Annotated in this window: 11 protein-coding genes; 3 read left to right on the top strand and 8 right to left on the bottom strand. The window is 43.3% G+C overall.

What is annotated here, in order from left to right; all coding sequences use genetic code 11:
• Positions 1-37 precede the first annotated feature (37 nt).
• The 3 genes from CLV51_RS10175 to CLV51_RS10165 are packed head-to-tail and all read left to right on the top strand — an operon-like array spanning position 38 to position 3,967.
• Entirely contained in the window at positions 38-2,989 is a 2,952-nt protein-coding gene (locus tag CLV51_RS10175) for a DNA polymerase III subunit alpha (protein WP_106527932.1), read from the top strand.
• A gap of 45 nt (positions 2,990-3,034) precedes the next feature.
• A complete protein-coding gene (gene parS, locus CLV51_RS10170) occupies positions 3,035-3,487 on the top strand; it encodes a type II RES/Xre toxin-antitoxin system antitoxin (protein WP_106527931.1) in 453 nt (150 codons plus the stop codon).
• Between the two features lie 21 nt (positions 3,488-3,508).
• The gene (locus tag CLV51_RS10165; RefSeq protein ID WP_106527930.1) at positions 3,509-3,967 is read left to right on the top strand and encodes an RES family NAD+ phosphorylase; all 459 of its coding nucleotides are present in this window, start codon (positions 3,509-3,511) and stop codon (positions 3,965-3,967) included.
• A gap of 123 nt (positions 3,968-4,090) precedes the next feature.
• On the opposite strand, the gene CLV51_RS10160 is transcribed toward CLV51_RS10165, so the two are convergent.
• From CLV51_RS10160 to CLV51_RS10125, 8 genes are all read right to left on the bottom strand, one after another.
• Positions 4,091-5,413: an aspartate kinase gene (locus tag CLV51_RS10160; protein WP_106527929.1), complete on the bottom strand. Its 1,323-nt coding sequence runs from the start codon at positions 5,411-5,413 to the stop codon at positions 4,091-4,093.
• Positions 5,414-5,491: 78 nt separating this feature from the next.
• The gene (locus CLV51_RS10155; protein ID WP_106527928.1) at positions 5,492-6,565 is read right to left on the bottom strand and encodes an Ldh family oxidoreductase; all 1,074 of its coding nucleotides are present in this window, start codon (positions 6,563-6,565) and stop codon (positions 5,492-5,494) included.
• 11 nt (positions 6,566-6,576) lie between these two features.
• Entirely contained in the window at positions 6,577-6,891 is a 315-nt protein-coding gene (locus CLV51_RS10150; RefSeq protein ID WP_106527927.1) for a DUF3467 domain-containing protein, read from the bottom strand.
• 82 nt (positions 6,892-6,973) lie between these two features.
• Entirely contained in the window at positions 6,974-7,480 is a 507-nt protein-coding gene (locus tag CLV51_RS10145; RefSeq protein ID WP_106527926.1) for a lipid-binding protein, read from the bottom strand.
• A gap of 26 nt (positions 7,481-7,506) precedes the next feature.
• Positions 7,507-8,997 (bottom strand): SusD/RagB family nutrient-binding outer membrane lipoprotein, encoded by a 1,491-nt coding sequence (locus CLV51_RS10140; RefSeq protein ID WP_106527925.1) that lies wholly within the window; start codon positions 8,995-8,997, stop codon positions 7,507-7,509.
• A 20-nt stretch (positions 8,998-9,017) separates the two neighbouring features.
• On the bottom strand, positions 9,018-12,224 hold the full coding sequence (locus tag CLV51_RS10135; RefSeq protein WP_106527924.1) for a SusC/RagA family TonB-linked outer membrane protein: 3,207 nt from the start codon (positions 12,222-12,224) through the stop codon (positions 9,018-9,020).
• 751 nt (positions 12,225-12,975) lie between these two features.
• Entirely contained in the window at positions 12,976-15,042 is a 2,067-nt protein-coding gene (locus tag CLV51_RS10130; RefSeq protein ID WP_106527923.1) for a ComEA family DNA-binding protein, read from the bottom strand.
• A complete protein-coding gene (locus CLV51_RS10125; RefSeq protein WP_106527922.1) occupies positions 15,009-15,806 on the bottom strand; it encodes a hypothetical protein in 798 nt (265 codons plus the stop codon). The genes CLV51_RS10130 and CLV51_RS10125 overlap by 34 nt, the downstream gene beginning before the upstream one ends.
• Positions 15,807-15,878: the final 72 nt, after the last annotated feature.

Genomic DNA, 15,878 nt, shown 5'->3' with positions numbered 1-15,878 from the left:
CGTCAGGCATCATTCTTTGTATTACTTATTATATATTATGTATCTCAACTGCAAAACTTTTTTCAGTCTGCGTTACGGCACCATGCCTGCGGAAACCCTGCTGCAGCAAGCACACGAAATGGGTGTTACCAGCATGGCACTGACCAATATCAATATGACTTCCGACGCATGGGACTTTGTAAACCGGTGCAGGCAACATCTTATCAAACCCATACTGGGAGTGGAATGCAGGAATGAGTCTGACTTTAAATACATTTTACTGGCACGCAACCAGGCAGGATGGTACCACATCAACTGCTTTCTCTCCGAATACCTGCATGAGAAAATTCCATTCCCGGATCAGGCCCCGCACCTGCCTGATACATTTGTAGTATATGCCTGGGGAAGCCGCGCCGCCACTACCTTAGCACCACATGAGCTACTCGGCATAAAGCCGCGCGATATCAATAAATTATTTCGTGTAGATACCCTGGCTATTAAAGACAAACTGGTGATCATGCATCCGGTTACCTTCCAGGATGATGAACATTATGAACTGCATCGTTTGCTGTGTGCAGTAGATCAAAACATACTCATCTCTCAGCTACAACCCACTACCACCGCTTCTCCGGATGAAAAATTTATTCCTCCGGCAAAACTCGTGGAACATTTTGAAGCTTATCCACATATTGTGCAAAACACGCTAACAATAATGGAAGCATGTAATGTGGAAATGGATCTTCATATCTCCCGTAACAAAAAAACTTTCACGGGTAGTGTGGAAGAAGACCGGCAAAAGCTGCGACAGCTGGCATTAGCAGGTATGCAATACCGTTATGGAGATGATAACACAACAGCACTTAGCCGCATAGAAAAAGAACTGGCCGTTGTAGCACAACTGAATTTTGAAGCCTATTTTCTCATCACCTGGGATATTATCCGGTATGCACAGGAACGCGGCTTCTTTTATGTAGGGCGCGGCAGTGGCGCCAATTCCATCATCGCCTATTGTTTAAAAATAACCGACGTAGATCCGATAGCGTTAGATCTGTACTTCGAACGTTTTCTGAATCTCCATCGCTCCTCTCCACCGGATTTTGATATTGATTTTTCCTGGCGCGACCGCGATGAAATCATAGCATATGTTTTTCAACAATACGGCAAAGCCCATACAGCATTGCTTGGAACGGTAACCACCTTTCAAACCAATGCTATTATACGGGAACTGGGAAAAGTGTACGGACTCCCTAAAAAAGAAATTGATAAAATACTGGAAAACGGCTTTAATATTAAACTGGACGGAGACAACATCCAACAGAAAATATTGCATTTCAGTAAACTGATGGATACCGAAAAATCATTCCCCAATCACCTGAGCATACATGCCGGCGGAATACTCATCAGTGAAGAACCCATACATCATTACTGCACTACCCACTTACCACCCAAAGGCTTCAGCACAGCGCAACTGGACATGTTCCAGGCAGAAGATATAGGGCTATATAAATTTGATATCCTGAGTCAACGCGGCCTGGGACATATCCGTGATGCCATTGATATCATTAAGGAAAACAGGCACGTGGACATTGATATCCATAATGTAAAAGCATTTCAAATAGATACCCGTGTAAAACACAACCTGAAAACTGTAAATACCATTGGTTGCTTTTACATAGAATCCCCTGCCATGCGGCAGTTGCTGCTAAAGCTGGAATGTGATAATTACCTCTCGCTGGTAGCTGCCAGCTCTATTATACGCCCGGGTGTAGCACAATCCGGCATGATGAAACAATACATACAACGATACAGGAAACCTAACGAGGTAACCTACCTGCACCCGGTTATCGAAGAATTACTGAAAGAAACCTTTGGTATTATGGTATACCAGGAAGATGTAATTAAAGTAGCACACCAGTATGCTAATATGGAACTGGCAGATGCTGATAGTCTACGTCGCGCTATGGCAGGCAAATACAGAGGATCGAATGATTTTCAGCAGATAGAAAAAAGGTTCTTCACCAATTGCAAAGAAAAGGGACATCCCGAACACGTGAGTATGGAGGTATGGCGACAAATAGCCAGCTTCGCCAATTTCTCTTTTTCCAAAGCACATTCTGCCAGTTTTGCGGTAGAGAGCTACCAGAGTTTGTACCTGAAAACTTATTTCCCCGCTGAATTTATGGTAGCGGTGATCAATAACTTCGGCGGATTTTACAACAGGGAGTTATATTTCCGGGAACTACAAAAAACCGGCGTGCAGCTGCATCCTCCCTGTATTAATAACAGTGACTACCCTACGAAAATTAAAGGACGGGATGTATATGTAGGGCTCATCCACGTAGAGGGATTGGAACAATTACTGGCAGAGAAGATCCTGGAAGAACGGAAAAACTACGGCCCATTTCTGCACCTGGAAGATTTTACTGCCAGGATAGCACCCGGACCGGAACAACTGGAACTACTGATCCGTATTGGTTGTTTCAACTTTACCGGCCACACTAAAAAAGAATTATTGTGGAAAAGCAGTTTGCTGGTAAAAAACAAGGACCCTAACAGCGTACATGCGATCCCGTTATTTGCGCCGGCAACGGTTGACTGTGAATTGCCCCAACTGGCTTACCATGCGCATGAAGATGCTTTTGATGAGATAGATCTGTTGGGCTTTCCGCTGGATTCGCCTTTCAGCGTATTACAGCATGATCAAAGTACGTATATGCCTGCCTGTGAGTTCGGGAAACATGTTGGCCACTCCGTTACCACGCTGGGTTACCTGGTTACCACTAAATTTTTGCGTAGCAGTAAAGGAGAACCAATGTGTTTCGGCACTTTTCTGGATAAGGATGGCACCTTTATAGATACCGTTCATTTTCCTGACAGTCTGCGGCAATATCCCTTTCAAAAGGATGGATTTTATATTTTACAAGGCAAGGTGGCTTCCGAGTATGATGTTTTATCGCTGGAAATCAACCAAATGCGTAAAATCGGGTATTTTGAAGATAAAAAGTTCTGATTTAAGACAAAATGTTGTATTTTTGCGACAAATGTCGGGATTTTTATGAAACATATAAAAGGATACCGCGTGCAGGAAAATGCATTGATGATAGTAGAAGAGCCGGGTGCTGCTTATATTATAGGGAGTGGCTACTTCGATTTTATAAAGCTTTCCCGTAGTGGGATCATTAAAACGGCTTTATTAAATCTGAGCCGTCAGCTTTCTTTTTCTTTGTCAGAACTCGCGCAAGTGCTGCACGTTTCAGAAAGAACTTTACAGCGTTATGCAGATGATGCCAAACTCTCTGCCGACACGTCAGAGCGGGCCATTTTGCTATCCCAGCTTTACCAACGGGGCACAGAAGTATTCGGTCAGCTCGAAAACTTCAAGGAATGGATGAGAACACCATTACCTGCCTTCAACTATCAAACTCCTATTTCGCTTTTAGACACCACCTTTGGGTTTCAGCTTATTCAAGATGAGCTGGGACGAATTGAGCATGGCCTATTTGCATAAAAAATAAACGAATCGCCAGACATGGAAGTATACAGGATCAGTAAGTGCGCTTACATCAATGATCTGAGTGGAACAGGTGCGCGTCTTTACGGAGGCCGCTGGAATAGTCCGGGACACTCCATTGTGTACACTGCCGGCAGCAGGGCGCTATCAGCGCTGGAAGTACTGGTGCATATTCCGTTGAAAAATATAGTACAGGATTTCTGTATTGCTACTATTCATATACCGGATAACATTGCCATCAAAGTATTAACAAAATACGATCTGCCATCCGGCTGGCAATCCCTTGCCCCCGAACCGGAGCTGCAATGCATAGGTGATGAATGGATAGATACCGCCAAATATGCGGTGCTAAGAATCCCGTCTGTAGTGATTGCAGACGAATATAACTACCTCTTTAATCCGCTACATCCGGATGCAGAAAATATTACTATCATAAATACGCAGCCGTTTTTATTTGACCAGCGGCTGAAGAAATAGCTTTTAGCTTTTAGTCATTAGCTTTTAGTAAAATGCAGCGGAGATATAAGCGTAGTCTTTAATGAAGGCTTTACTTATATCTCCGCTGCATTTTACTAAAAGCTAATGACTAAAGGCTAATAGCTATTCTAATCCAAACAATCCTTTATTCAGCACCTGCAGGGTTCTTTCTTTAAACTGACCATTGATCAGGATAGAGATATTATGTCTGCTACCACCATAAGAAATCATGCGCAACGGAATTTCTTCCATGGCAGCAAATAATTTGGTAATGATAGAAGGAGTAGCGGCCACCTCGTTACCTACAATAGATACGATGGTTTGATGATGATCCAGTTCTACGGTACCAAATGGTTGTAATTCTTTCAGTATCTGATCCAGGTATTGCTGGTTGTCGATCGTGATAGATACCGCTACTTCAGAAGTAGTGATCATATCAATAGGAGTGCGGTATTTCTCGAATATTTCAAAAATCTTACGCAGGAAACCATATGCCAGCAACATGCGGCTGGACTTGATTTTGATAGCGATAATACCATCTTTTGCAGCAATTGCTTTTACGCCATTGCCATTAGGCATTTCTGTGATGATGGTACCTCTTGCTTCCGGCTGCATAGTGTTCAGCAATTTCACCGGGATGTTGAAATGCTGTGCAGGCCAGATAGAAGCAGGATGAAGGATCTTGGCTCCAAAGTAAGCCAGTTCCGCTGCTTCATCAAAAGACAACTGCTCAATGGGGAAAGTTTTTTTCACCACACGGGGGTCGTTGTTGTGCATACCATCGATGTCTGTCCAGATCTGCACTTCAGAAGCCTGGATAGCAGCACCGATCAATGACGCGGAATAGTCGCTGCCACCACGTTTCAGGTTATCTACTTCGCCCCTTGCGTTGCGGCAGATATAACCCTGGGTGATGAAGATATACTGACCTTTATGCTGATCAATCAGGGTAGCCAGTTTGATTTTTATTTTTGGAATTTCAGGTTCTTCAAATTCATCAATGCTCATGAAATCCAGTGCAGGAATGAGTACTGCAGGAATACCCGCTTCTTCGAGATAAACGCAGAACAGGCGGGTAGATAATAATTCACCCTGTGCGAGAATATCTTTATTTAGCGCTTCGTTGAAAGATATCTTGAGTATGATATTCAGAAATTCAAAGTGTTCATCCACAACAGCCTTGGCACTTGCACGACCGGCTTCCTGCTTCACCAGCTCATCACAAAAGGTACGGTAATGATTTTCCAGCTTATCTATCTGCTGTTTAGCCTGTTCCTTCTTACCTTCTGACAGTGACTGACTAATTTCCACAAGAGAATTTGTGGTGCCCGACAGTGCGGACAGCACCACAATTTTCTGATCATTATCTGCTGTGATCAGTTGCGATACCGACTGCATACGCTCTGGTTTTCCCACGGAGGTTCCACCAAATTTTAACACTTTCATCTGAATGTTTTGTTTTTGCTTTGCACCTGAAATCCAGCACTGGCCTTATTCCCGGCGATTTATATGAACGATTGAGATTTAAAAATTCAATTTAAATTTAGCAGCTACTTCCTGCATATCTTTTACCACAGCGGCTATCACGGGAATACCGTTTTCCAGCCGGTGATGCTGCATTTCTCTTTCCGGATCTCCGGGTATCAGTACTTTTTTGCCGGCTACTGGTGTAGCGGCTCTGAAGCGGCTGATCCAGGTGTCCATGTTTGTTTTAAACTCATCTGCCGGCCTGAACGCATCTACACGCATAGCGCCGAAGAAATGTCCCAGTCCCTCTCCTACCGGATCAGGTGCCAAAGGCAGAAAACTTACAAAAGGAGGCGCCCACGGTCCGTAGTTGGCTCCTGAAAGAACGGCCGAAAATATATCAACAATTGCTCCCAAACAATACCCTTTATGACTTCCGTGTTCACGATCGCCGCCTAAAGGCAGCAAAGCCCCGCCAGTCTTGAGTTCATGAGGGTTGTTACTTGGGTTACCTTCTTTATCCTGAATCCAGCCGTAGGGGGCTTCCTCGTTTTTACGCTGTAAAATTTCGAGTTTACCGTTAGCAGCCGTAGTGGTGGCGAAGTCGGCAACAAAAGCCGGTTGCTCCTTTGCAGGAATCGCCACTGCGATAGGATTGGTACCCAGCATGCGTTCTGTAGAAAAAGTAGGCGCTACCAGCGGGCTGGCGTTGGTCATAGCCATGCCTATCATATCCTGATCAAGCGCTTTCATGGCATGATAACCTGCAATCCCAAAGTGATTGGAATTTTTCACACTTACCCAGCCAGTGCCTACTGCCGCAGCTTTTTGCATGGCTAATTCCATGGCAAAAGGCGCCACTATAAGACCCAAGCCAGCATCTCCATCTACTACAGCCGTGCTGGGGGTTTCGTGGACAATGCGGATGTTGGGGCGTGCATTGATACGCTTAGCCTCCCATAAACGCACATATCCCGATAGCCGGGCTATGCCATGTGAATCTATACCGCGTAAATCCGCTGATACCAGCACCTCGCTGGCTAATGCAGCATGCACCAGGCTGCAACCCATGTGAATAAATACCTCATGGGTAAATTCCCTTAAATGGTGATAAGAATAAATATGTTCCATCTGGTATTTAGTTAGGCCTGAGCAGTTGGACCGCCAAAATTCAACGGCAAAGAAACCTGCTCCTGATCCTGGATGGCACCGTGTACAGATTCGTATTTCTTGATATTATCGAGCATAGCCTTCATGAAGCGCTTGGCATGCTGTGGGGTAAGTATTATGCGGGATTTGACTTTTGCTTTAGGCAGACCGGGCATCACATTCACAAAATCCACTACAAACTCTGCGTTAGAATGGGTGATGATAGCAAGATTCGCGTATTGTCCTTCGGCGATTTCTTCATTCAACTCTATATTAAGCTGATTCTGTTCTTCATGCTGATTTTCCATGTTATATGATTTAACGGTACAAAAATAGAAAAAGAGGGCTCAAATGAGCCCTCTTTTTTTAGAAACAGGATATTAAATGAAATTAGTAGTCGTCTTCATCAAATTTTGTACGCAAAATACCGGACACCACATACTTATTTCCAGGGTTAGAAGATATCTGCAATTCCATGTAGATACTGTCTGTTACATGTCCTCCCTTTGACTTACCCTGCCCGGTGAAAACCTTACCAGCAGTAATAGTAACAGTAGCAGCACTGTTAACATCCTTTGCATTGGTAGCCGTAAAAGTAAGATCAGCCAGGTTTACATTTGCCTTGGATTGGAAACCGAAGCCCAGATCACCTGTATCCTGTATCCACAATTCTTTTCCGTCATCAGCAGTAGCATTAAAGGTATTTATTTTAGCATGTTTCCCTGCCAATTGTGGCGCACCATTCAGGCTCATGGTTACCCACCAGGTACCTGCCATCTTTACTACAGCTGTATTTCCAACTACAGGCAATTCTTTTTTGCAGGAAGAAAAAGAGAAGACGAAAGCAGCTGCCATTAATATTCCTGTGAGATATCGTTTATGCATTATTGTTATCATAGCAAATAATTTTAAGTCCGTTTACATTATAAAGACCACCAAACTTTCTGATAAATAGGAACTTCCGCCGGTGTGTTCTTATTGCGACTTCTTTCTACATCCGGGAAAACCATCCTTTTGGGGAACTTACCTGCACCGGTAACGCCGTTGCGGGAATACACCCACTGACCAGGCACATAAGCAGGATCAGTAGAATATACCGGGCTAAATTTAGGGTAGCCGGTCCTGTTTTGTTCCAGATAACCTTCCAGCGCATGACATCCTGGGAAAGAGGCCCACTTTTGTGTAATGATGGCTTCCAGTTTTTTGTCGAAAGTGCCGCCTGATGGATATTCATAAGCACCCCCGGCAGCAATGAAAGCGGAGCCATTCAGTTTAAGTTGCTGAAAGGCCGCCAACACACCATTGTCATACATCGCCTTGGCATTTGCGCCTGCATAATAGCGTTCATTTACTTCTGCCAGCATGAAATAAGTTTCTGCCCTGGATATAATGTAGACAGTATCTAACGGCGATTGTCTGTAAGTGGCCGCTACGTTATAGGTTTGTGAGATACTGGTATAATCTCCCTGGTTAATACCATAATAAACACCGCCTGATCCGGATCCGGCTCTAAAAATTTTCGGTATCCGGGTATCTTTATTTTTCTGCAACCATAGCAGCATGGTATTGCTGGCACGGATGTTTGTAGTAGTATTCAGATCCCTTATATTGGATTCATACAAAGGATTATCCTGACCCGGGGCATTTTTAAAATTACTTACCGAAGCGTCCACGTCTGTAAGAAAGGCTGCTCCGCTACTAATCAGGCTTTTGATACTATCTGTTGCCTCCGCTGGTTTTGCGTTGACCATACGCAGGTACATTTTTAACTTCAGGGTATTGGCGAACTTCACCCATTTGGTCATATCGCCCCGATAGACCATATCAAGCGGCTGGTTTTCCGCTAAAATAGGTACTGTCAGGTCTTTTGCCAATGCTTTATTCAAATCAGCCAGCAGCCACTCGTAGATACTGTAGCCGTCATCAAATTTGGGTTGTAGCTGATTCAGTCCTCCAAATGCTTCCTTATAAGGCACCTGATCATAGAGATCTACCAATACCTGGTAAGTATAGGCTTTCATAACCGTTCCCATCAGGCCGAAGTTATTATCGTGTAAACTGTCACACAACTTCAACATCAGGCTATAATCCTGCAGTGCACCGGAGAACAACTGTGTATACAAGTCATTGTAATCTCCGCGCTGAATATTATAGGCATCAATTGTTTTATACTGGTTGGAAGCATTACTCTGTGTCCAGTATTGTCCCCAGATACCACCTATTACCGCTCCATCAGTACCAATGCGGCCTACAGTAGACAAGGTTGCAGGAGGAAACAATACGTAAGGTGTGGCTTTATCCAACGGTGCGTTATTGGGATCTTCGTTTATATCCAGTGCTTTTTTACAGGAGAAGCTAAAAACAGCTACCACTGAAAGAATGATAAGTATATATTTATTACTGTTCGTTTTCATGATATCAAAAATTTAGAAGATTAGAATGATACCTTCAGGGAAACACCATAGGATTTAGTACTAGGCATGGACCTGAATTCACCCAATTCACTGTTCAGATCATTACCATAGTTGGATACTTCCGGATCAATGAAAGTATTGCCTGATGGCGTCCATATAAAAAGATTGCGTGCAAATACAGTAAGCGAGAGGTTATTGGCGGCAATCCTTCTGGCTGCAGAAGTTGGCAGATTATATGAAAGCGTGATATCACGAAGTTTCAGGAAAGTTTTATCGATGATCCTTTGTTTGTAAGCATCTCCCTTGTTGGTAGTGTGATACCAATAAGCATCATAATTATCATCTGTTATCGGGATCGTATTTTCTCCATAAACGGGTTTAGCCTGCGCATCTGTACCTATCTGCTGAACAGAGTTGGGTATCACAAAAGCTCTTCTGTCATTAAAGGTGGTTTGATAAGCGTTTCCTACGAAATAAGTAAGATCAGCAGTACCGGAATAAAATACTCCCCCTTTTCTCCAGTCAATAGAAAAGCCCAGTGTGAAATCTTTATATCGGAAAGTATTCACAAGGCCCATCGTAAAATCGCGTTGTGATGTGCCATAGTAGCCGTCAGTCTGTGCTGCTATCGGCAACCCTTTTGCATCCACAATTGTTTTCCCATCTGGTGTAGTAGCAGCTACCGGTGCATAAAAAACACCTAATGGTTGTCCTTTGCGGGCTACAAATTTTGCATCATAAACACTATTCAATACCACCTGGTCTAAACCTGCCGGTAATTCTTCTACAATGTTTTTGTTACGTGCAAACGTATAGTTGATATTCCAGGAAAAATTGGTTGTTTCAACCGGTACTACCATAGCAGAGAGCTCTATTCCTTTGTTTCTTACTTTACCAAAATTCTGGGTAATGCTTGAATAACCAGAGCTGGGTGTAATAGGCACCGCCAGGATCTGACCGTTGGTTAGTTTGTTGTAGAATGCCACATCAAAACCCAATCTGTTATGGAAAAGTTTTAATTCACCCCCTACTTCATATTCAGAACTGATTTCAGGTTTGAGATCAGGATTACCAATATTATCCCCTACAGTATACCCGGGTATACCATTAAAAGGGAAATCCAATGTTCCAAAAGGAATTCTTACAACTTGTCCGGTATTCAGCACTGTTTTGGTCAGGTACGGTAATGCATCATTACCCGTTTTGCCCCAGCTGGCGCGTAGTTTGGCATAAGAAATCACACTTGGATCCAATTTCAGTGCCTGAGATAAAATAAATGCAGCATTCACCGCCGGATAGAAGTAGCTATTACTTTTATCTGGCAAGGTAGAGGACCAGTCGTTACGTGCATTTAAGGTTACGAACAGGTACTCCCGAAAGCCGAATGTAGCCTGTGCATAAAGTCCGTATAATCTGCGGACAAATTCCTGTGTGCTTGAAATTGGTGTGTTAGGGGAATTGGAGATAACGTAGAATCCCGGGATGGTCAGTCCTTTCACCGAAGAATTAAATATTTTTCCTTCACGTTGGTTTAAGTTAAAACCTGCTACTCCGTCAAGGGTAAAATCAGCATTTAATTTTTTATTTAAGGTGAGCATAAGGTCGGAGTTGTACTCTCCCCTGTAATCGCTATTCTCACGTACATAGCCTACATCTTCCTGTCTTGTCTGACCTTCTACGTTCGCACCATCATTCCAGCTTCCGGCGCTAGGTCTGTTTTTAGCTTTGTAGGTTTTAGAACCACTATTGGTGATGTCTGCACCAACACGCCATTCTGCATTTAACCAATCATTGATAGCATATTTTAAACCAATATTACCAAATACACGATTGCTTCTAAGATTATTACCGTTTTCATAAAGCGAGTAATAAGGGTTTTCCGCATACGGTGTAAAATAGTTATCTACATTATAAAACTTCCCTTTGTAATCCTTGAATTTAGAGATATCCATATCTACCGGGATCTGTATGATATCTTCAAACAATGAAGATCCCAATCCGGCCTCACTGCGGGTAGACGCTGCTTTTGCAACTTTATTTACGTAGTTGAAAGACGCGGAAGCAGAAAATTTATTATACTTTGTAGTAGCCCTTACAGAGAAAGTATTACGTTTATACGAATCTGCATCTGTTGGTAATACGCCATCGCTATAAACATTTCCATAAGAAAGCAGGAAGGTGGAGGTTTCATTGCCACCACTCACAGAAACAGTGTTATTATACTCTTTTCCTGTAGTAAAATAGTTGCGCACATTATTTTTCACAAAAGAAAATGGCTTTGATTGCTGCTCTCCATTTACGATGGAACCCCATTTCTTGTCTTCACCAGTTAAACGCGGACCCCAGCTGCCATTTTCTGAGAGGATGAAAGTTCCACCCCAGCCCTGACCAAATTGATCCTGCATAGTAGGCAGCATTCCTACTTTAGAATAGTTAGCAGAAGATGCCACATCAACTTTCAGTTTACCACTTTTACCTTTCTTTGTAGTAATCAATACCACACCACTCGCAGCCCTGGAACCATAGATAGCGGTAGCAGCGGCTCCTTTCAGTATGCTGATAGCTTCTATATCATTGGGATTGATATCATTGGCATTGTTACCAAAATCATAGCCACCCATGACATTAGATCCTTTGATGTCTGTGGATCCGGGACGATCATTATTCAACGGTACGCCATCCACTACATACAATGGCTGGTTGCTTCCCTGCAGAGAAGAATAACCACGAAGGATAACCTTATTGGAAGCTCCGGGAGCACCGCTGGTAGTAGATATTTCTGCTCCGGCAATTTTACCGGACAAGCCATCCATCATACTCACAGGCGCTACTCTGTTAATTTGCTCTGTCGCAAAATTAGTAGTGGCATAACCAACAGTTTTCTTTTCTCTTGATAAACCTAACCCCGTTACTACTACTTCCTGCAGATTCGTATTATCTGAAACAAGTAATACCGACAGCGTGGAATTACCTCCTACACTAATTTCCTGGGTTTTGTACCCAACACTTCTCACTATAAGAATAGTTTTGTCGCCAGGAATACCCAGTTGAAAAAAGCCGCTGGCATTAGCGGTGGTACCTGTAGAGGTTCCCTTGATTTGAATGGTGGCAAACGAGATTGTGTTGCCGTCACTTCCCTTTACAGTGCCTGTAACCTGCCGCTGCTGCGAGTAGGCAAGGCTGACAACTGCCATAGGCATGGCAAAAAGGAGTAGCACCTTTTTCATAAAAGTTTCAGATTTTGGTTGAAAAAAAATAAATAAAAATTAGTTACGCTAATATGCATAGTTCAGTATTGACAGGCAGGTGTATTGCGCTATCTTCTACTGTTGATATAGCCCGCGAAATTTATGGCACAGCAATATTGTTTGGATTACTAACATTAGCTCCAGCACACGTATGATACAAACAATAAAAACATATAATGATCATTCATTTACAGCGCGTGTAACCTTCCGCTGTTAGAATCAATCCTGGCACTAGGTTACCACATCAGGAAGCATGGCAAAAAGGAGTAACTCTTTTTTCATAAACAAATTCAGGTTTCGGTAGAAGAAATAATAAATTTATTTTAGTAACAAATCAGGCTAATCATCAATAGGCAACTGTCGGCTGTCTACATCATTCAATTGGCAAATAATATCAGCAACCAGGGTCTGGTAAAATTAAATACTGATTGAGTCAGCACTTACGCTATACAAGCAGTACTAACAATAAAAACTATTCCTTGTAAAAAATCATTAGCGGGTTTTCGGGCCAACATCCCAGGCTCATGGCCTTGTAGAAGCGACTCCCTCATAAAGCAATATAAATTTAGATTTCGGTTGATAACCACAAGTTAGAAAAAAAAAGAATGCTAAATCATTTCCGCTTAACATTATTTTAACAGGATGTTGCATTTAAGAATCAATCAAGTGACAATCAACATTTTAATTTTTAAAATAATAATCACTTGTAAAGTTTAATTGCATAATTCCCTTAAAAAAAATGTTGTACCTGCAACTGAAATAGCGTTTTTCTATTCCCATCAATAGCCTCAGCCCCGCTTCCAATATGCTTTACACCTGTATAAAGTGTCTGATGCACACGAAGCCAGCAAGAAAGCCGGTGATTCACTTTCCATTTTATATTTGCAAAATACTGCCATCCACTGCCATACAACTGCGCTACTGAATTTTCATACAACACACTACTTTCATACGCATAGATACGCGCATCATAACCACCGGTCCGGAAACAGGCAATTCGGCCATTCACGGTAAAGGGTATACGCTTAAACCGGTAATTCACATCCTGGTATATCATCCAGCCATACTGCACCCCTGCTACTTTCCGGGACCTGCTGTATTCCAACCTTGTTTTAGCGCCGAACTGCTTATTTACCTGTAAACTCCACTGTATTCGTATATGCGTTAACGATACCGGCATCAATACTTTTACAGGATTTTCCGGCAACAATGTATTTTCACTGCTTTGACGATAATTGTATCGCAGCAATACAGTTGTTTTTTTGTTTGGTGAATAAGTGCTTTGCAAAAAAAATTCTTTTCCGTCTGCCGGTGCATTGGTACGGTATTTCAGCCAGGGGAAATGAAAAATATCTGCATATGCATCCAGCCTCAGACGGGCATTTAGTTTTGCTGTGAATGCAGTATAAAAACCACTTTCGTTTGCCGTGCGGTAACTATCTCCAAAACCTTTAGCGTACAGCGACTGATAGGCCATATCGTAATAACGATATACGATAGCTATATCTACTGCAGGGGCTACACTGGTGAGCAATCCCTGCACAATAGCTGGTTTACCATTATTGCTGACAGCTGCTTCTCCAAATAAATGTACATTTTTCCAGCTACCTGCATAATCAATACTGGCACCCAGTAACTGCGTTCCGTTAAAATCAAATTGATTATAGGGCACCACTACTTTTTGAATAACCGGAAAAAAATGATGATAGATAACATTGCCGCCAAGCTGCCAGCGGCGGGCGATGTAGCGAATATTACTGCCGGCACTCAGCTGTTGTATGATACCGCGTTTTGCTATTTCACCGGTAGTACGATGATAACCGCTGCTGATCAGTGACGTAGCAGTAACTTCATCCATTAAGGTATCTGCGCTGCCATCCAGTTTACGGTATGATGCAAACGCAGTTAATTGCCAGGCTTCCTGCTGCAGTGTGATAGCACCGCCTCTGTAAAAATAAAATTCGCCGGCGGAAGTATACGGCCGCAACACCTCTCCTTCCCTTTTTATCTGCATCACCGCTGCTCCTTTTCCATAAGCTTGTGATTGCCAGTTGAGTAAGCCCTGACCAAAGTTAATCGTGTAATCGCCCAGGGCGAAGGCTTTTATCTTCCTGTAATTTTTTATAAAAACATGCGCACTATAAAAATCAAATCCCTGCTTTTGCGCACCTTTAAAAAAAGATTCACCTGCATCTTTTTCCATCACCACGCCCCAACTGGCATAACGGGGAAAACTATAACGGTAACGCATAAACAGTTTTCCCGGGCTCCCGTGGTAGTAAGGTAAGGTGCTGTCTGTGTGCAAATATCCCCTGGCCTTTTCCAGTGGTTGCCCATAACGCAGGAGTAACACATGATCTCCTTTATACAGGTAATCGTGCAGCGTATAATGCGGCTCCAGGTCGTTGCCTACGCTTACATAAGGCAAAATACGCCGGATCACTTCCGGCTCAAAGCCAGGCACGGCCTGCAATTCATAGATACTGAGCAAATCGCCCAATAAACGGCGGTAGCTCATAAAGCTGCTGATCTGTAAAGGCGTTAATAAACCGAGCGACTGCAATGTGGCTTCATCAGCCACATTCAGCGGAATTTTATGTCGCGCCAATGCATTTAACCGCTGCCATTGCGCATCATCTTCTGACACGACATCCGTACCGGCTGTTTCATTTTCCAGGTTACTTTCCATAATAGCCGGCAGCGGCTCCTCCTGCTGTCGGGCCTTTGTTTCCAGGCATATGCACAACAACAGGGCACAACAAATTATTCTGCTACCGGCTGTGAAGATAGTTGCCATATGAGTGTAGTTGAAGGCGTGATACCTAATTGCGGATGAAAACTGGCTGCTACAGCTATTTGCAGGGCATGTACATGAAAGATGACAGCTGCATTATTATACGGTGGTCTGGAAGCCACACCCAGCTGTAACGCCAACGACTGTACGATCCTGTAATAAGTAGCCGCTTTAATATAAATGTCATTTGTACCTGTACCCATCACTTCTGCAGTCAGTAAAAAATCAGGAGAGGCTTCAAAACCCACGCCGGCACTGTATACTACCGGCATATAGGCGGATCGGAGCACATGTAATCCGGTGTGCAGCTTTTCATTCATATGCCATAACAATCCGGCATCAAAGCCGGGCATACCGGATGTACCGAATCCCTGTACAGCGATTGCCTCATAATTAAGCTGCAGTCCGATACCTATTTTCCGTCCTAAGGGGAGCCCGTAAGCAGCACTGATTTTTTGCTGGTGATAGGCCGTATTGCCAAAGCGTGCAAGGCTCAAACCAAAAGCACCTGTGTGTACAGGAACTGCAATCATGGCAACATACAGCGGAGTAGCCTTTAAAAGGAACCTGTTTTCTGCATAAATACCTGCGGTGAGCAGCGGCAAACAGGATAACCCGGCGGGGTTTGTCCAGGCGGTCATTACATCCTGGAAATGACGACTATAGGTACCGATGCCCGGGTTTCTTCCAATGGGCACGATGAAGGGTTGCGCGGATAGCATAGCTATCAACAGCATAGCAACAAAGGTCAACAAGTACTGTTTCATCTGAAGATCGGGTTTAACAATAAAAGATCAGGCTGATAGTCGATGTGATTGGGTCAACAAAACGCTACCAAT

The organism is Chitinophaga niastensis (genome assembly GCF_003014755.1).
GTDB lineage: Bacteria > Bacteroidota > Bacteroidia > Chitinophagales > Chitinophagaceae > Chitinophaga > Chitinophaga niastensis.
The sequence above is the reverse complement of the archived record's forward strand: the minus strand, read 5'-3'. Positions and strand labels throughout refer to the sequence as shown.

Bases quoted from the DNA above. Each gene is read 5' to 3' on its own strand.
- CLV51_RS10130 (WP_106527923.1), bottom strand. From the start codon at position 15,042: ATGGCAACTATCTTCACAGCCGGTAGCAGAATAATTTGTTGTGCCCTG.
- CLV51_RS10125 (WP_106527922.1), bottom strand. From the start codon at position 15,806: ATGAAACAGTACTTGTTGACCTTTGTTGCTATGCTGTTGATAGCTATG.
- CLV51_RS10165 (WP_106527930.1), top strand. From the start codon at position 3,509: ATGGAAGTATACAGGATCAGTAAGTGCGCTTACATCAATGATCTGAGT.
- CLV51_RS10135 (WP_106527924.1), bottom strand. From the start codon at position 12,224: ATGAAAAAGGTGCTACTCCTTTTTGCCATGCCTATGGCAGTTGTCAGC.
- CLV51_RS10140 (WP_106527925.1), bottom strand. From the start codon at position 8,997: ATGAAAACGAACAGTAATAAATATATACTTATCATTCTTTCAGTGGTA.
- CLV51_RS10175 (WP_106527932.1), top strand. From the start codon at position 38: ATGTATCTCAACTGCAAAACTTTTTTCAGTCTGCGTTACGGCACCATG.
- CLV51_RS10150 (WP_106527927.1), bottom strand. From the start codon at position 6,891: ATGGAAAATCAGCATGAAGAACAGAATCAGCTTAATATAGAGTTGAAT.
- CLV51_RS10160 (WP_106527929.1), bottom strand. From the start codon at position 5,413: ATGAAAGTGTTAAAATTTGGTGGAACCTCCGTGGGAAAACCAGAGCGT.
- CLV51_RS10145 (WP_106527926.1), bottom strand. From the start codon at position 7,480: ATGATAACAATAATGCATAAACGATATCTCACAGGAATATTAATGGCA.
- CLV51_RS10155 (WP_106527928.1), bottom strand. From the start codon at position 6,565: ATGGAACATATTTATTCTTATCACCATTTAAGGGAATTTACCCATGAG.
- parS (WP_106527931.1), top strand. From the start codon at position 3,035: ATGAAACATATAAAAGGATACCGCGTGCAGGAAAATGCATTGATGATA.